Annotated in this window: 15 protein-coding genes; 8 read left to right on the top strand and 7 right to left on the bottom strand. The window is 61.1% G+C overall.

The window, feature by feature from the left end; all coding sequences use genetic code 11:
- The first annotated feature begins 50 nt into the window (after positions 1–50).
- From D1227_RS05050 to D1227_RS05030, 5 genes are all read left to right on the top strand, one after another.
- Positions 51–968, top strand: a complete 918-nt coding sequence (locus D1227_RS05050; protein ID WP_119404069.1) for an SDR family NAD(P)-dependent oxidoreductase — start codon at positions 51–53, stop codon at positions 966–968.
- A gap of 18 nt (positions 969–986) precedes the next feature.
- Positions 987–2,432: a mechanosensitive ion channel family protein gene (locus D1227_RS05045; protein ID WP_119404068.1), complete on the top strand. Its 1,446-nt coding sequence runs from the start codon at positions 987–989 to the stop codon at positions 2,430–2,432.
- Positions 2,433–2,535: 103 nt separating this feature from the next.
- Positions 2,536–3,231: a pirin family protein gene (locus D1227_RS05040; protein WP_119404294.1), complete on the top strand. Its 696-nt coding sequence runs from the start codon at positions 2,536–2,538 to the stop codon at positions 3,229–3,231.
- Between the two features lie 45 nt (positions 3,232–3,276).
- Positions 3,277–3,471, top strand: coding sequence for a hypothetical protein (locus D1227_RS05035; protein ID WP_119374500.1), 195 nt, complete (start codon positions 3,277–3,279; stop codon positions 3,469–3,471).
- Between the two features lie 87 nt (positions 3,472–3,558).
- On the top strand, positions 3,559–4,032 hold the full coding sequence (locus D1227_RS05030) for a hypothetical protein (protein ID WP_119404067.1): 474 nt from the start codon (positions 3,559–3,561) through the stop codon (positions 4,030–4,032).
- Between the two features lie 25 nt (positions 4,033–4,057).
- On the opposite strand, the gene D1227_RS05025 is transcribed toward D1227_RS05030, so the two are convergent.
- From D1227_RS05025 to queC, 3 genes are read right to left on the bottom strand one after another with little or no spacing between them, the layout of a single operon-like run.
- A complete protein-coding gene (locus D1227_RS05025; protein ID WP_119404066.1) occupies positions 4,058–4,495 on the bottom strand; it encodes a 6-carboxytetrahydropterin synthase in 438 nt (145 codons plus the stop codon).
- Positions 4,450–5,103: a 7-carboxy-7-deazaguanine synthase gene (gene queE, locus D1227_RS05020; protein ID WP_119374497.1), complete on the bottom strand. Its 654-nt coding sequence runs from the start codon at positions 5,101–5,103 to the stop codon at positions 4,450–4,452. Before queE ends, D1227_RS05025 begins: the two co-directional genes overlap by 46 nt.
- Positions 5,100–5,810, bottom strand: a complete 711-nt coding sequence (gene queC / locus D1227_RS05015) for a 7-cyano-7-deazaguanine synthase QueC (protein ID WP_119404065.1) — start codon at positions 5,808–5,810, stop codon at positions 5,100–5,102. Before queC ends, queE begins: the two co-directional genes overlap by 4 nt.
- 245 nt (positions 5,811–6,055) lie before the next feature.
- Between queC and D1227_RS05010 the strand changes: the two genes are divergently transcribed.
- The 3 genes from D1227_RS05010 to D1227_RS05000 all read left to right on the top strand — a co-directional run bounded on the left by D1227_RS05010 (position 6,056) and on the right by D1227_RS05000 (position 11,018).
- Entirely contained in the window at positions 6,056–9,076 is a 3,021-nt protein-coding gene (locus tag D1227_RS05010; RefSeq protein ID WP_233349817.1) for a TonB-dependent receptor, read from the top strand.
- Between the two features lie 137 nt (positions 9,077–9,213).
- Complete coding sequence (locus D1227_RS05005) at positions 9,214–10,401, top strand: PQQ-dependent sugar dehydrogenase (RefSeq protein ID WP_119404292.1); 1,188 nt, start codon at positions 9,214–9,216, stop codon at positions 10,399–10,401.
- Positions 10,398–11,018 carry a glutathione S-transferase family protein gene (locus D1227_RS05000; protein ID WP_119404064.1) on the top strand — a complete coding sequence of 207 codons (621 nt, stop codon included), beginning with the start codon at positions 10,398–10,400 and terminating at the stop codon, positions 11,016–11,018. Before D1227_RS05005 ends, D1227_RS05000 begins: the two co-directional genes overlap by 4 nt.
- A gap of 2 nt (positions 11,019–11,020) precedes the next feature.
- Here the strand turns inward: D1227_RS05000 and recR are convergent, their stop codons facing one another.
- The 4 genes from recR to ltrA all read right to left on the bottom strand — a co-directional run bounded on the left by recR (position 11,021) and on the right by ltrA (position 15,713).
- A complete protein-coding gene (gene recR, locus D1227_RS04995; protein ID WP_119374494.1) occupies positions 11,021–11,626 on the bottom strand; it encodes a recombination mediator RecR in 606 nt (201 codons plus the stop codon).
- Positions 11,627–11,645: 19 nt separating this feature from the next.
- Positions 11,646–11,969, bottom strand: a complete 324-nt coding sequence (locus D1227_RS04990; RefSeq protein ID WP_119374493.1) for a YbaB/EbfC family nucleoid-associated protein — start codon at positions 11,967–11,969, stop codon at positions 11,646–11,648.
- A 9-nt stretch (positions 11,970–11,978) separates the two neighbouring features.
- The gene (locus D1227_RS04985) at positions 11,979–13,724 is read right to left on the bottom strand and encodes a DNA polymerase III subunit gamma/tau (protein WP_119404063.1); all 1,746 of its coding nucleotides are present in this window, start codon (positions 13,722–13,724) and stop codon (positions 11,979–11,981) included.
- Between the two features lie 258 nt (positions 13,725–13,982).
- Entirely contained in the window at positions 13,983–15,713 is a 1,731-nt protein-coding gene (ltrA, locus tag D1227_RS04980; RefSeq protein ID WP_119404062.1) for a group II intron reverse transcriptase/maturase, read from the bottom strand.
- Positions 15,714–16,241 lie beyond the last annotated feature (528 nt).

Here is a 16,241-nt window from a genome sequence, read left to right as displayed (position 1 = left end):
GTGTTGGACAGCGCACAACTGGAATAATCGTAACGCACTAGGAGGAAGTCATGGGCGTATTGGATGGCAAGGTAGTTCTCGTCACTGGCGGTGGTAATGGCATTGGCAAGGAATGCGCGCTGATCGCCGCAAAGGCAGGGGCAAAAGTCGTCGTGAACGATCTTGGCGGCAGCCTTACGGGCGCCGACGAGGGCGATGCAGGGCCCGCCGAGAAGGTCGCGCAGGAAATTCGCGCGGCGGGCGGTGAAGCTGTTTCCAACTCCGACAGCGTGACCAACTACAAGGCCGTTGAAGGCATGATCGAGCAGGCCAAGGACGAGTTTGGCGGCCTGCACGCCATCATGAACCCGGCCGGCATCCTGCGCGACGGCATGTTCCACAAGATGTCCGAGGACGACTGGAATGCCGTCATCGACGTGCACCTCAATGGCTCGTTCAATGTCACCCGCGCCTCAATCAATCATTTCCGTGACCAGGAGGACGGCGCTTATGTCCTGTTCACCTCCACCACCGGCCTGATCGGCAATATCGGCCAGGCGAACTATGGCGCAGCGAAGCTCGGCATCGCCAGCCTCTCGCACATCATCGCCATGGAAGGCGAACGCAAGAATGTCCGCTCCAACGTGATTGCGCCCTTTGCCTGGACCCGGATGATCGCCTCTATCCCCGTCAAGGACGAAGCCGGCGCCCAGCGTGTCGAGCGGATGAAGAACGGCATGCGTGCCGACCAGGTTGCCCAGTTCGCCGTCGCGCTTTGCGCCGATGGCGCGAAGGATGTGTCCGGGCAGATCTTCTCGGTGCGTGGCAATGAGGTCATCCTGTTCAACCAGCCGCGGCCGGTTAAGTCCGTCGCCCGCCTGGAAGGCTGGACCCCCGAAACGCTGATCGAGCAGGGCCTGCCATCCATGAAAGGCAGCTTCACGGATCTCGGCGCAACGACTACAGTCTTTCCCTACGAACCGATCTAGGGACAGGAAAACAGGGACATGCAGGGTGAGGCGGCCCCGTCTGACGGCGAAACCGTCCTGAAGGAATGCGTCCTTCGGGATGGGATCGAATACTGCCGGACCGTCTCTCCCGATCCTGCTGCACCGGACGGCGCCGCCGCACAGACGGACTATTTTGCCTGGGCCCGCCCTGTCCTCGACGATCCGGTCGGATGGGCGCAGCAAAATATCCTCAACCTCGATGTCCTGCTGCCCGTCCTCTACCAGATCGGCGCGGTGCTGGCTGCGGTCCTGCTTGGCGCCCTCCTCGCCCCGTCCATCCGGCGCCAGGCAAGCGGGCTGGTCGGGCGCCTGCCAAAGAGCATCGCCCGCAATGTGAACGATACCGTCCCGCGGCTCGTTCGCCCGGCCCTGTGGGCGCTTTTTCTCTATCTGGCGACCGTCCTTTTCGTCAGCCTGGGCCTGGATGGAACGCTCGTGCGGATCGCGTCCTCTCTGGCGCTGGCCTGGCTGCTGATCCGGCTGGTGACGACCTTCCTGCCGGATGCCGTCCGCAAGCCGCTTGCCTGGACAATCTGGGGCTTTGCCATCCTGTACGCCTTCGGCGTGCTGGATGAGACCATCGCCTGGCTGTCGAATATCGGCCCGCCCTATGCCGGCGGACGGATCAGCCCGATCTTCATCGTTCAGGCCATCGCAACAGCGGCCTTCTTCCTGTTCATCGCGCACTGGCTGGCAACGCGGCTGAAAACCCGCGTCCACGCCCTTCCCCGTGTTGAGCCATCGCTGCGTATCCTGATGTCGAATGCGCTGCAGATCGGCCTGTTCTTCGGCGCGGCACTGCTGACGCTGGCTGGTCTCGGCATACCGCTGTCCGGTCTCGCCGTGCTCGGCGGTGCCATCGGTGTCGGCCTCGGCTTCGGCATGCAGCAGATCGTCGCGAATTTCATTTCCGGTGTGATCCTGCTGACCGACCGCTCCATCAAGCCAAATGACGTCATCGAGGTGGACGAGACCTACGGCGTCGTGAAATCGCTCGGCCTGCGCTACGCGTCTGTCATCACGCGCGACGGCAAGGAGCATCTGATCCCGAACGAGATGCTGATCACGGACAAGGTCGTGAACTGGTCCTATTCAAACAAGGATGTCCGCGTGAAGCGGCGCTTGCGGGTCGAATATGAAACAGACCTGCGCCTGGCGGTGGACCTGGTTTGCGAAGGCGCAGCAAACACATCGCGCGTCTTGCAGTCGCCGGCACCGAAATGCCTTGTCATGGAGTTCGGGGACGAGGCGATCGAGCTGGAAGTGCGTTTCTGGATCAATGACCCGGAAAATGGTGTTTCCAATGTCTCCTCCGAAGTGCTGCTCAATGTCTGGGACAGGTTCAAGGAGCATGGGATCGACATCCCGCTGCGCCACGAGGACGTGCTGATCACACCCGGATCGACGATCAAGGTCGAGCTCGCCAGGTCCAGCGAAGAGTGAATTCATTCGTTATCGGCATAAGTCCTGTCCGGTGCAGCTTCTGGACGCGGCGCGCCTCATGCCCAATCTCTCGGTCAACGAAACCCCTCAACAGGAGGCAGACATGATCGACATCAGACGTTTCGACAAGCTGGGCACCTTCCAGAACGAGTGGCTGGACGCCCACTACCATTTTTCCTTCTCGCACTATTACGATCCGGCCCGCATGGGACACGGCAAGCTGCGTGTCTGGAATGACGACAGGATCCGTCCGCAGACCGGCTTTCCCCCGCACGGGCACCGCGATATGGAAATCATCACCTATGTCCGCAAAGGTGCAATCACCCATCAGGACTCGATGGGCAACAAGGGCCGCACGGAAGCTGGCGACGTCCAGGTGATGAGCGCCGGGCGCGGCGTCCAGCATTCGGAATGGAATGCCGAGACGGAAGAAACCACGCTCTTCCAGATCTGGATCGAACCGGAAAGCTATGGCGGGTCCCCCGGCTGGGGCGCCCGCAAGTTTCCCAAGGCCGACCGGTCCGGGCAATGGGCGGTTCTTGCCAGTGGCAATGAAGCCGACAAGGCGCTCCCGATCCGCCAGGATGCCAAGGTACTTGGCGCGACCCTGAAGGCAGGCGAAACCCTCGACTATCAGGTCAGCGAAGGCCGCTTTGGCTATTTCGTGCTCGCCGCCGGCGAAGTGGAACTGAACGGCGAGGTGCTGAAGGCCCGCGACGGCGCAGCAGTCACCGGCCCGGAATCGCTTCAATTCAAGGGCCTGAAGGATGCAGAGATCGTATTTGTCGATACGGTCTAGGGCCTGTTATTGCCTGATTAACCGGGCCGTGCCAGCTTCGCGCGCATGGCCCGGTTAAAAGCACTCCCCCTCCTCGTCGCAGCCCCGCTCCTCCTGAGTGGCTGTCTTGTCAGAACTGCTGTTGGCGTCGCTGGCGATGTCGCCGAGGGCGCGGTCAACGTGACCGGCGCTGCTGTCGGTGCCGTCGTGCCGGACGGCAAGAAGGACAAGAAGAAGAAAGACGACAAGGACGACGACTAGGCGCGTCCCCGCAAGGCCCCCATCGCAGGCAACCTGCTTGGCGCGCGAGCGTTAACGATGGTATGCTTGAGCCTTCAGGAGGTGCCCATGAAAACGCTACTTGTCTCTCTCGCGGCCGCTGTCATCGTTCCCGCAGCTGCAGCCTCGGAAATCAGCATTACCTATTCGGCCGAATTCCAGGAGAAACTGGAATCCGACTATGGTGCCAAGGAAGGCGATCGCCTGTCCAAGGAAATCCGTTCGGACCTCGAACGTGAACTGCGCAAGGCAAATGTCGATCCGGCCCGTATCAGCGTCATCATCGTGGATGCGAAACCCAATCGCCCGACCATGCAGCAGATGAGTGATGAGCCCGGTCTCGACATGCTGCGCTCGAAATCGATCGGCGGCATGGACCTGGAAGGGACGGCCTACAATGCCAGTGGCGAGGCCGTCGCAGAGCTTCAGTACGACTGGTATGAGACCAACATCCAGATGGTCGGCGCCACCGGCGTCTGGGGCGATGCCAAGCGCGCCTCCAGCCGTTTCGCCAAGAAGTTTGCTGAAAAGCTTAGCGAATAGACCAGACCGCCGGCCGGCCGGATCACTACGTATTCGACTGGCCGGTCAGGTCGAGCGAACAGGTCTCGTTGAGCGACGGGCGCGATAGCGTGACGCGCGTGAGGCCCGGCAGAGTAGGTCTCAACATGTTTGCGACCCAAAGGCAGACCCGCTCCAGGGTCGGCACGGACAGGCCCTCAATCTCGTTCAGCAGCCTATGGTCAAGTTGCTGGGCGACGTCCTGCAGGGCTGCCGTCAGCTTGCTGAAATCCTCCACCCATTCCTCGCCCGGCTTGACCTTGCCGCGCACACTCGCTTCCAGCCGGAAGGAATGGCCATGCAGGTTGCGATATGGGTGGCCTTCGGGCTTTCCGCCCATGAAATGTGCCGCCTCGAAGGTCACCGCCTTCGAGATTTCGAACACTTCGCCTGACGGGTTCAGGGCAGCCCGATCAGTTTGTGGGTTTGTAAGCTCAGTCGCCATTTCGGATGCTTCATGCAGTAGGCTGCCGCGGCAGCGATATTCTCGGCCTGCCTGTTATCATCTTTGGGCTGAAGGAAGAAGTGCTGGAACTGCAGCATCTCGAAGCGCTCCGGCTGGGCTTCGGGCTCATCCTGGGGATAGACGAGTTTCAGCTCATCTCCCCGGCTTTGCACAAGCGCCGCATTGGCTTTGGGCGAAATGCAGATCCAGTCCAGCCCGGCAGGGGCGGCAACTGTCCCGTTTGTCTCGACACCAACCTCGAACCCGCGCGCGTGAAGCGCCTCGATCAGAGGGCTATCGAGCTGCAATAGCGGCTCGCCGCCCGTGCACACAACATAAGCTTCGTCAGCGTGCGCACCGGCCGCAGCAGCCCAGAGGCTGGCGACATGGTCTGCCAGCGCGTCGGCGCCTTCAAACTTGCCGCCATTCTCGCCATTCGTTCCGACAAAGTCGGTATCGCAGAACTGGCACACCGCCTTGTGCCGGTCACGCTCCAGGCCCGACCACAGGTTGCAACCGGCAAAGCGCAGGAAGACGGCGGCGCGCCCGGTCTGTGCGCCTTCGCCCTGAAGCGTCACATAGGCTTCCTTCACCGAGTAGATCTTCACGCAACCGCGCCCTGTTTCCACTTTTCGAAACCGGCCTTGCGCAGCTGGCAGGCCGGGCACTCGCCGCAGCCATAACCCCAGGCATGACGGCGCAACCGCTCGCCTTTGTAGCAGGTATGGGTCTCATCGACGATCAGGTCGACCAGTGCCTGCCCGCCGAGGTCAGCCGCAAGTTGCCAGGTCTCGGCCTTGTCGAGCCACATCAGCGGCGTCTCGATGATGATAGACCGGTCCATGCCCAGGCCGATCGCTTTCTGCTGCGCGTCGATCGTGTCGCGCCGACAGTCGGGATAGCCGGAATAGTCGGTCTCGCACATACCACCGACAAGCACTGAAATGCCCCGGCGCCAAGCCAACGCGGCCGATAGCGTGAGAAAAATCAGGTTTCGCCCGGGCACGAAGGTGGACGGCAAGCCGTTCTCGCCTTCCTCGATATCCGTATCGCGCGTCAGCGCCGTGTCGCTGATCTCGCCAAGCGCGGCGAGATCGATCATGTGATCCTCGCCCAGCCTGTCGGCCCATTGCGGAAACTTGCTGCGGATCGCGTTGAGCACGTTCTTGCGACAGCGCAATTCGACCTTGTGACGCTGACCATAGTCGAAGCCAACCGTCTCGACATGAGCGAACCGTTTGAGCGCCGAAGCCAGACACGTTGTCGAGTCCTGTCCGCCGGAGAAAAGTACCAGTGCCGAAGTGGGTTTTACCATGAGCGCGCAGTTAGCAGAGCCAACCCCTCCAACCAAGCAAAACCTTCCGTAGCGTCATGTATGCGTCACCCAAAAAGCACGGTTTTAAAGCATCGTGGACAATACACGAGAAGCAGTTGACAAATTGTCGCCACTGTCGCTGTCATAACAGTTGAGGCACTTCCGGACAAAAAAGGAAGGCCCGTGAGGAAACGCAAAAAATCGAGCGCAAACAGAATAACAGCGCTCGACGGGAGGAGAGTTAGATGAGTCACAAGACACCCGAAAAGTATCTGATGCTGGCGGGCGCATCGCTGGTCGCCATGAGCTGGGCTGTCCCGGCTGCAGTGGCGCAGGAAGACACAGAAGCGCAGCGCACGCTGGGTACGGTTCTGGTCACAACCCAGAAAACCGAGGAGTCGATCCAGGATGTTCCGATCGCGGTTTCGGCCTTTGACGAGGAAGCGCTCGACAAGCTGCAGTTGAGCGGTGGCCCGGATCTGGTCAAATCCATCCCGAACGTAAACTTCACCAAGGGCAATTTCACTGGCTACAATTTCCGGATACGCGGCATCGGCGTCGATGCCGTGACGACGTCCGCCGATGCGGGGGTGGGTGTCCACCAGAACGATGTCCCGCTGACGTCCAACAGCCTGTTTGAAGCCGAGTTCTATGACGTGGAGCGGGTCGAAACGCTGCGCGGGCCGCAAGGGACACTCTATGGCCGCAACGCGACCGGCGGTGTGTTCAACCTGATCACGGCCAAGCCGGTGCTGGAGGAGTTCCAGGCCGACGCGAAACTCACCTACGGCAACTACAACACCTTCAAGGCCAAGGGCATGATAAACGTGCCGGTTGGCGAGACAGCTGCCCTGCGTGTTGCTGGCTCTCTGCTACAGCGCGACGGCTTTGTCGATAATGTCACCACGGGGAACGATATTGACGATCGCGACCTTTATTCGATCCGCGCCTCGTTTGCCTGGGAACCGACCGACCGGCTACGGACACTATTCATCTACGAACATTTCGAGGAGGATGACAGCCGCATCCGCTCGGGCAAACAGTTCTGTGCCAAGGACCCCATCAAAACGTCCTTCGCCGGCATCCCGATATCAGCCTTCGATCAGCTAATCACCTCCGTAGGCTGCGTTGAGGCGAGGCTTGATGACCCGGCTTCCCTCGGCGGCGTGAATACCGCCGGTACGCTCGCGGGGCAGTACGGCTTCTTGTCCGGTACGATGGGCGGCATCGATCCGCTAACGGGTAATGCGATCGATGTCGACAGCAATACAAGCGGTATCATACCCGACCTCCGTAAAGTCGAGAGCTACTTCGATCCAACCTATGAAGGCCAGCAGGATCTGTTCACCTGGAAAGCCGAATTCGATCTCACCGATAGCCTGGTGCTCACCTATCTCGGCAGCTACAACGAAAATGAGGTCATCTCGCAGGAAGACTACAACGAATATGCTGCAGATGTACCATTCAACACATCGGCCAGCCCGTTCGTTGCGCTCACCGGCTCGATCAATCCGGCCTTCCCGGCAGGATTTGCCGCCCTCTATCCGGTTCTTTTCCCCGGTGGTGTCATTTCCGATCCACAACTCGGGCCATTCAATGCGCCCGTCGCTGCCGACATTTCCGGCGGCTATTCCGAGCAATCCACGCACGAGCTGCGCCTGCAATCTGATTTCGACGGACGGTTCAATTTCAATCTTGGCGCCATCATGGTCGATTACGAGACCAATCAGGACCCCAAGATTCAAGAAAGCTACTACGTCTTCTTCAACACCTCGACGGCGTTCAATCAGCTTCTTAATGCTGCAGCAGGCGCAGAGGTCTTCCCCATTGAGGATGTCGCCGGAGCCGGCGCGACGCCGATCGAGAATATCGATGGTGTGTCCCGTCAATACTTCCGGTCGATCACACCCTATACGCTAGACAGTTTCGCGGTGTTCGGCGAAGGATACTTCGACCTCACCGATGACCTGCAGTTGACGGTCGGTCTGCGTTACACGAGCGACGACAAGGAAGTCCGTCGGATTCCGACCTTCCTGAGTGAAAGCGTTATCGACGTTCCCGATCCGCTCGCCGCGACGCCAATCCCCGGCAACTCCAATGACGAAGCCGGCGATGGCACGTTCAACGTCCAGTATGAAGAAGTCACAGGCCGCTTCGGTGTCGACTGGTCCCCGGATCTGAGCTTCTCCGAAGACTCGCTTTTCTACGCCTTCTACTCGCGCGGCTATAAAGGCGGCGGCATCAACCCGCCGCAGCCGGTCGGCGCCAGCTTTTTCCCCTTCTTCTTCGAGCCCGAATTCATTAATTCCTACGAAATCGGCACGAAGAACACGCTTGCTGACGGCGCCCTTCAGCTGAATGCGACAGGCTTCTACTACGACTACACCGACTACCAGATCACCCAGATCATCAACCGCACATCGGCCAACTTCAATGTGGATGCCGAGATAACCGGGTTTGAACTGGAAACCGTCTGGAACCCGGCGTCCACCTTTGTCGTGAACGCCAATCTCGGCCTGCTCGACGCGCAGATCGTCGATACCCATGCCGTCGACGTCCTGAACCGTACGCAGGGACGCAGCGATCTTGTCACGCTGAAGAGCTTCCCCGGAGCGGCGAATTGCGTGATTTCCGCCGAAGGCTACGCCACTGTCCTCGGCGCCATTCAGGGCGGCCAGGCAACGCCTGGGGCGACGCTTGGCCTGTGCTCGGGCGCCTTCGCGGCGGGGCTGTATGACGCCTTCAACGGCACGGACGGCGGCAGCGGCGATATGGCGACGGATATCGCCTTTGCAGAGGGAGCACTGGGCCTGTCGAACACCGTGTCCTACATGGACTCCAATGGCGTCATGCAGACAGCTTCGGCCCTCACCCCCTTCCGGGGCGATGCCGCCAATCTCGACGGCAACAACCTGCCCGGCACGCCAGACACGACGTTCAATCTCGGCGCCGAGTATACGTTCGAAGCCCTCGGCGGCTCTGCCTGGAGCATGCGTCTACGCGGCGACTACTACTATCAGGCCGATTCCTTCTCGCGTGTCTGGAATAGCGGCCGAGACCAGCTTGAGAGCTGGGACAATATCAACCTCTCGATTCTCTTCGAGAATGCGGACCATGGTCTGCAGCTTGAGATCTTCGGCAAGAATATCGCCGACGATGATGTCATCACGGGCTCTTATCTCACCGATGACTCTTCAGGCCTGTTCTCGAACGTCTTCCTGAACGAGCCGGCGCTTTACGGCGTGTCCGTGAGCAAGAGCTGGTAACACTCTACTTGCCCCCTGACAGGGCTGGGCGGCCTGCGAAGGCCGCCCTTTTTTTATGCCACCGAGAACGGCGCGTCTCATTTGCCTGCCGGTCGGACTGGTCTACAATCTCGCTGAAGCGTTTCGAGGTGACCGACATGACTTTTTCCAGAGCGACCGCCGCTGTCCTGCTGCTTCTCGGGGCGTGCAGCGGCGGCGAAGCCGGGCCAGGCCCGGGCACTGAAAATTCGACGGCCGGGGAAGCCGGCGCCGTTGCAGGAACCATGACATCCAGGGACGGCTATACGCTGACGCCTGTCGTGGACGGTCTGACCTTTCCCTGGGACATGATGTTTCTGCCGTCCGGCGAGATGCTCGTCTCCGAGCGTGACGGTCATATTCGCGTTGTTCGGGATGGCTCACTGCTCGACGCGCCGGTCGCCGGCACGCCGGAGGCACTCGTCGAAGGACAGGGCGGGTACTTTGCCATGGCGCTCGACCCGGACTTTGCGTCCAATCGAACGCTCTATCTCGCCTATGCCAAGGGAACCACGAGCGAAAACACGACGACCGTCATCAAAGGTGTGCTCTCTGAGGACGCGTCCGAACTGTCCGATGTCCAGGAAATCTTTGCCGGCACAATCCGCGGGACGGCCTACCATTTCGGCGGGCGCCTCGCCTTCCTGCCGGATGGCACGCTGATCGTGACCATGGGCGAGGGTTTCCGCTACATGGACGAAGCGCAGAACCCGATGAATTATCACGGCACGATCGCCCGGATAAATCCCGATGGCTCGATCCCGGAGGACAATCCCTTCGCAAGCGGCGAGGAGGGCGCGCCAGCCGTCTGGTCCTATGGCCACCGCAATGTGCAAGGCCTTGTCTATGACGAAGGCCGCGACATTCTCTGGGCCCATGAGCATGGCCCGAAAGGCGGCGACGAGCTCAACATCATCGCGCCGGGCAACAATTATGGCTGGCCGGAAATCACCTATGGCGTGAACTATGACGGGACGGTCATCACCGAGGAAACCGAGGCACCGGGCATGGAACAGCCCGTCGTGAAATGGGTCCCGTCCATCGCGCCTTCGGGCATGGTGCTGGTTAAGGGCGAGGCCTGGAGTGACTGGCAGGGAGACCTGATCGTCGGCGCCATGAACGGGCCGAAGGGGCAGAAGCTCGTGCATGTCGACCTCGATGAGGAGGGCAATGTTCTGGGCACGGAAGATATGCTCTCAGGGCTCGATATCCCGTTTCGCGACGTGACCATCGGTCCCGATGGCACGCTCTACGCTGCAACCGCTGACATGGAAGGCGTGATCTATGCGGTCACGAAATCCGAATGATTACACTCCATCACCTGCGCATCGGCCGTTCGATCTTTACGGTCTGGCTGCTGGAAGAGCTCGGCCTCGACTATGAGCTGAAAGTCTATCACCGCAATCCTGAGACCTTCCGCTCACAGGACGACATCAAGAGCGCAACACCGCTCGGCAAGTCGCCGACAATCGAGGATGACGACATCCTGCTGACAGAGTCGGGCGCGATCGCGTCCTATCTTGTCGATCGCTACGATACCGGCAACACGCTTGCGCCGCCGCGGTCGGACTGGAAGGCCTGGGCCGAATACCAGCGCTGGCTACACTATCCTGAGGGCTCGGCCTTCCTGCCGCTTTTTCTGCGAATGCTGCAGGCGCGCGAGGGCGACAACCCCTCTCCGGTCTTCAAGGGCTTTGCCGATGGCGAGGTGCCGCTGCATCTCGGCCTGCTCGACAAGCGCCTCGCCGAGATGCCGTACATTCTCGGCGACAACTTCCAGGCGCCGGACATCGGCACCACCTATATCGCCAGCATGGCCGAGCGTCTGGGAGAGCTTGAGCCCTACAGGCACCTCAAGGCCTATTACGACCGCAACATGCAGCGCGATGCCTGGAAGCGGGCCAAGGAACGCGCGGTGGAGTAAGCCTAGCGCCGCGAGCGCATGGCCGCAGCCAGGGTGCCCTCGTCGAGGTGGTCGAGTTCGCCGCCATGCGGGACGCCCTGGGCAAGCCTGGTCGTCTGGACCTCCAGCCCCTGATCCTCGATCTGGTCCTTCACATAATCGACCGTGATCTGGCCATCGAGCGTGGCCGAGAGCGCGAAGATCACTTCACGCACCTCGCCGCCCTTGAGGCGGTCGATCAGCATGCCGATGGTCAGGTCTTCCGGCTCCACGCCGTCCAGCGGCGACAGCACGCCGCCAAGCACATGGTAGCGGCCGCGAAAGGCGCTCGCGCGCTCCAGTGCCCAGAGGTCGGGCACATCCTCGACAACACAGATCACACTATTGTCCCGGCCATCGGACTGGCAGACCGCGCAGGGCTGCAGCGTATCGAAATTCCCGCAGGTCCGGCAGCGCTCGATCCGGCTACCGGCCTCGGCCAGCGCATCGGCAAGCGGCAGGAGGAGCTGGTCCTTGCGCTTGAGCAGGTGCAGGGCCGCCCGCCGCGCGGACCTTGGCCCGAGCCCTGGCAGCTTGGCGATCAGCTCGATCATCTTCAGGATTTCGGGACCGGCGCTCTTCTGGCTCATACTGTAACCGCGACGGCGCCTAGAACGGCATCTTGAAGCCCGGCAGCATGCCGCCGAAGCCCGAGGTGGCTTCCTTCATCGCCTTTTCCATTTCCTCATCGAGGCGCTTCTTCGCATCGGAATGCGCCGCCTTGATGAGATCTTCGACGATTTCGGCCTCATCGCCCATCAGGGACGGATCGATGGTCACTCCGACCATGTCGCCCTTGCCCTTCAGGCGAACCTTTACGAGACCGGCGCCGGCGACACCTTCGGCCTCGATATTCTCGATCTTTTCCTGGGCTTCCTGCATCTTGGCCTGCATCTGCTGGGCCTGCTGCATGATCTTTCCGAGGTCTTTCATGGCGACCGCCTACCCTTTCTTGTGACTCGCTACGCGCAAGGGGACGACATTGTCCTCCGTGCCCGTCGCTTCAAGTGGTTGAGGGTCGCTGACCTCAACGATTTCAGCGCCGGGAATGGCCGCCAGCGCCGCGCGGACATCCGGGTCCGACCTGACCGCCTCGATCCGCTCATTCTTCAGCCGCTCCTCGCGCTCCTTGACGGTTTCGCGATTGGTCTTGGCCTTTTGTACATCCCAGACGCGGCCCGTGGACACTTCAAGGAAATCGGTCAGCCGGCGAAGGAGGTCGACGGGCGCGCCGTCCTTCAGGTCGCAACTGATCGTGCCATCGGCGAAGACGGCCGGACGGATATAGGCCTTGGCCTGGCCCCAGAGGGTCGGCTGGCGTTCCTTTTCCAGGAGGTCGAGGACATCCTCGAACTTCGACAGCTGGCCGGTTCCGCCGCCGCCGACGGGGACGACATTGGGATCTTCCTTGCCGCCCTTGCCGCGGGCGGAGCTTGCACTGCCCCCGCCCTCAGCGATCATCCGCGCCGCATCCTCCGGCGAGGGCAGGCCTGCTGCAGAGACAAGCCGAAGAATCACCATGCGCAGGGCAACGTCGGTCTCCGGCGCACTCTGGGTATCGCGATAGCCCGACAGCAGGATCTGCCAGTTGCGCTGGGCCTGGGCGGGCGTGACGCTATCGGCGATCTGCTTGGTCCGGTTGGTCCAGTCGGCCGGACCGGGCAGCGTGTAATTGTCACCCATGGCCTGGACGGTGGCGACATCGGCAGCAATCTCCAGGAGGTCCTTCATCAGGACCAGCGGGTCGGCGCCAATCTGGATCTGGTCGGTAATTTCGCTGACCGCTTCCTGCGCCTTGCCGGTCACCGCATACTCAAACACATCGAGCAGGCGTAGCCGGTCGCCAAGGCCAAGCATGTCGCGCACAGCTTCGCCACTGATCTCGCCGCCATCGAGCCCCTGCACGATCGCCTGGTCGAGGATGGAGAGCCCGTCCCGGACGGACCCCTCGGCCGCCCGCGCAATCAGCGTGATGCCCTCCTCGGAAATCTTCGCGCCTTCGCGCGCAGCGATCTTTGCAAGGTGCGCGGCGAGTTCGGCCGTCTCCAGCCGTTTCAGGTCGAAGCGCTGGCAGCGCGACAGGACCGTGACCGGCACCTTCCGGATTTCGGTCGTGGCGAAGATGAACTTCACATGCGGCGGCGGCTCTTCCAGCGTCTTCAGCAGCGCATTGAATGACGCCGTCGAGAGCATGTGAACTTCGTCGATGATGTAGACCTTGTAGCGCGCGGCCTGAGGCGAATAGCGCACGCCATCGAGCAGGTCACGCATATCGGCCACACCGGTCCGCGATGCGGCATCGAGCTCCAGCACATCCGGGTGGCGGCTTTCCATGATCGCCTTGCAGTGCTCGCCCGGCGGGTCGAGCTTCAGGCTGGGGCCGTCATGATCGGCGCCCTCATAGTTGAAAGCGCGCGCGAGAAGCCGGGCTGTCGTCGTCTTGCCGACCCCGCGGACGCCGGTGAGCATGAAGGCATGCGCGATCCGGCCCGTCTCGAAGGCGTTGCGCAGCGTCCGCACCATGGCTTCCTGGCCGATCAGGTCGGAGAAGAGCTTCGGGCGGTACTTCCGCGCGAGCACCTGATAGGGCGCCTTGGCCTCGGCCGAGCCCATTTCCTCCTCTCCAAACATGGAGAAGGTCGCATCATCGCGCTCGCCTTCGGGCTCGTTCAGGGACTCATCACTCATCGCGCGTGATAATGGCAGGGACTCGGGGACCTCCGCAATGGCAGCGAAGCGGTTTTGCAGCCTTTGCCTGTGGGCGCTGCGGACTAGCTATGTCGTGGCATGACAAAAGCCCTGCTCATCTTCCCGCATCACCTGTTCGATCACCATCCCGGCCTGGACAGGCGCCCGGACAGGATCGTTCTGATGTCGGGTAACAGGTCGGCGTTGCCGCCGACCCGTCCCCTCAGAACCGTGCTTGCAAGTTTCCCCGCACACGGCTCAAGCAAGTCCCTGTTGTGCCGCGCGGCGGCAGTCGGCGTGGACAAGTCGCAGGTTCCGGTAGGAACCGTTCGCCCTGTCCCCATCCACATGAGACATGCGGATGGTTTCGCCATTGTAGAGGCTCTCGCGGCAGGTCGGGCACTTGTGCCGTTGCCGCTGCGCAACCTTCTGCCAACTGCGCGTGAGGTCAGTCCCTCCCATCCGGCGGGCCCGGTTTCGCCAGTAATCGGCGAGAGACGGATCGTCGGGAGAGTTGCGGTGTTTCACCATCGTCCAGCGCACGATTTTGATCGCGGCTGGATGGATCATGAACGCACCAGACTGCTTGTCCATAAAGGTGTAGCTGAAGTTCGGGCAGTTATAGTGCCGCCCGAAGTATTTCCGCATCCACCAGTGTTTCAGCTTCCTCGCATGGGCACGATGGCACCAGCGACGTTGCCGGACATGGACATAGTGTTCGATCCCTGAGAAGATTTTCCCGGCGACACTGTAACGGTAGTAGTTGCACCATCCACGTATTACCGGATTGGCAGCTGCAAGCAGTTGCCCCTGATCCGAGCCGACATGGGCGCGGAACAGGTCCCTGAGCTTCTTCCTAAACGCTTTAACGGCGTCCTTGGAAGGTTTGATCAGGGTCTTCGTGCCAGCGGCGCGGTCTGCCACCTTATAGGAACGGACATTGAAGCCAAGGAAGTCGAAGCCTTCCCGTATGTGCCGGATACTGGTCTTCTCCTCGGAGAGGTTAAGGCCGCGCCCGGCGAGGAATGCAGCAACGCGCTCCCTGGCCTCAAGCGCTTGCGTCTCAGTGTGGCAGATGACGACGAAGTCGTCAGCATACCGCACGAAGACAGGGCAGTGAGGTTTCACGTATGAGGCGCTTGTGCCTCCACGATACTCAATGCCCAGCGCTTCTTCCATTCCATGCAGGGCGATGTTGGCAAGGAGAGGACTAATGACCCCGCCTTGCGGTGTACCCTGCTCGGTGGCGTGGAACACGCCATCTTCCACATAGCCTGCCTTCAGCCAACGGCGGATCATTCCCCTTGCGGGGAAGTTGCCGATAGCCTCCATCAGGGCGTCATGGTCGATATTGTCGAAGCAGCCTTTGATATCGGCATCAAGAACCCAGACCCGTTTGGACCCGGACTTGGTTGCCAGATATATCCGCTCTATGGCGTCATGGACGCCACGACCGGGCCGGAACCCGTAGCTTGTCCCCTCGAACTGCGCTTCCCAACAGGGCTCAAGTGCATTGAGCACAATGGCCTGCTGGCACCGGTCGATGAGGGACGGGATTCCGAGCGGCCGCTTCTTGCCGCTCGCTTTAGGGATATACACCCTCCGGGCTGGAAGCGGTTCCCATGCCTTGAGGTTCACCAACTGGTTCGCAAGGCCGGCCCGCTCGGTCGGCGTCAGTGCGGTTCGCGCATCGACACCGGGAGAGGCTTTCCCACGATTGATCTGGCTGACCCTTCGGATGGAAACGAGCAGGTTCGCCCGGCTGTGCAGCATCAGCTTTTGCAACGAGCGGACCGTTTTCCAGTCCCGCATTTCAGTCGCCCGATAGATTCTCCGGCGCAGCGTCCTGACGGTTCGATAGGCGGCAGGCCAGTCAATGGTCTGCCAGTGAACAGTTCCGTCGCTTACGATCAGGCCTTGCGGCCCGTCCATCTTTTCACGAACGGTTCGGTTGCTGTTCCACGAGATTACGGGGGACTCACCAGTCATCTGTCAGCACCCTTTCAGGTTGGGCATGGCCCTATCCACCGGGTTATGTATTCCCCGTGCCTTTCGGCTGGCGGCATTCGCTTCTGATAACTTCCTACACCCGCTGAGGAGTTGGGCGGCTCTTGCGAGCCGCTTACCGGGCGCTGTTACCAGCGACCGGACCTCATCGGGGTTACTCAGTTCCGCATCTGTGAGATGCGACCGGGTTAGGTGCCTGCTATACGCCGGGGAATATCGACCTTCCGACTGAGGGATCCACGTGCCCCCAGCCCATTCCCTTGCTCCCCGTAAAAGCCACTTCCGGGGGACTGATGGGTAACGACGCATCAACACAGATTCACTTTCGTTCACCATACCGGTCTTCTCCTTGGGCGGTTCACCGGCGTGTGGCTGCCAGCTCCCCGCTCGTTTCCGGAGGCTTCGCACCAGCCAGTTACCCAGCTCGCACGCTCCGGCTAGAAATGGTCGAGAAGGCTCGACCAGAGGCATCCCTGCCTCACTCAACAGATGCGACTTTCTGGTCGCACC

Source organism: Henriciella mobilis, assembly GCF_003576315.1.
In the GTDB taxonomy this organism is placed as follows: domain Bacteria; phylum Pseudomonadota; class Alphaproteobacteria; order Caulobacterales; family Hyphomonadaceae; genus Henriciella; species Henriciella mobilis.
This window is presented reverse-complemented; position numbering and strand designations above follow the sequence as displayed.

Bases quoted from the DNA above. Each gene is read 5' to 3' on its own strand.
- D1227_RS04985 (WP_119404063.1), bottom strand. From the start codon at position 13,724: ATGAGTGATGAGTCCCTGAACGAGCCCGAAGGCGAGCGCGATGATGCG.
- D1227_RS05045 (WP_119404068.1), top strand. From the start codon at position 987: ATGCAGGGTGAGGCGGCCCCGTCTGACGGCGAAACCGTCCTGAAGGAA.
- recR (WP_119374494.1), bottom strand. From the start codon at position 11,626: ATGAGCCAGAAGAGCGCCGGTCCCGAAATCCTGAAGATGATCGAGCTG.
- D1227_RS05010 (WP_233349817.1), top strand. From the start codon at position 6,056: ATGAGTCACAAGACACCCGAAAAGTATCTGATGCTGGCGGGCGCATCG.
- D1227_RS05025 (WP_119404066.1), bottom strand. From the start codon at position 4,495: ATGGCGACTGAGCTTACAAACCCACAAACTGATCGGGCTGCCCTGAAC.
- D1227_RS05050 (WP_119404069.1), top strand. From the start codon at position 51: ATGGGCGTATTGGATGGCAAGGTAGTTCTCGTCACTGGCGGTGGTAAT.
- D1227_RS05040 (WP_119404294.1), top strand. From the start codon at position 2,536: ATGATCGACATCAGACGTTTCGACAAGCTGGGCACCTTCCAGAACGAG.
- D1227_RS05005 (WP_119404292.1), top strand. From the start codon at position 9,214: ATGACTTTTTCCAGAGCGACCGCCGCTGTCCTGCTGCTTCTCGGGGCG.
- D1227_RS05030 (WP_119404067.1), top strand. From the start codon at position 3,559: ATGAAAACGCTACTTGTCTCTCTCGCGGCCGCTGTCATCGTTCCCGCA.
- ltrA (WP_119404062.1), bottom strand. From the start codon at position 15,713: ATGACTGGTGAGTCCCCCGTAATCTCGTGGAACAGCAACCGAACCGTT.
- D1227_RS05000 (WP_119404064.1), top strand. From the start codon at position 10,398: ATGATTACACTCCATCACCTGCGCATCGGCCGTTCGATCTTTACGGTC.
- queC (WP_119404065.1), bottom strand. From the start codon at position 5,810: ATGGTAAAACCCACTTCGGCACTGGTACTTTTCTCCGGCGGACAGGAC.
- D1227_RS04990 (WP_119374493.1), bottom strand. From the start codon at position 11,969: ATGAAAGACCTCGGAAAGATCATGCAGCAGGCCCAGCAGATGCAGGCC.
- D1227_RS05035 (WP_119374500.1), top strand. From the start codon at position 3,277: ATGGCCCGGTTAAAAGCACTCCCCCTCCTCGTCGCAGCCCCGCTCCTC.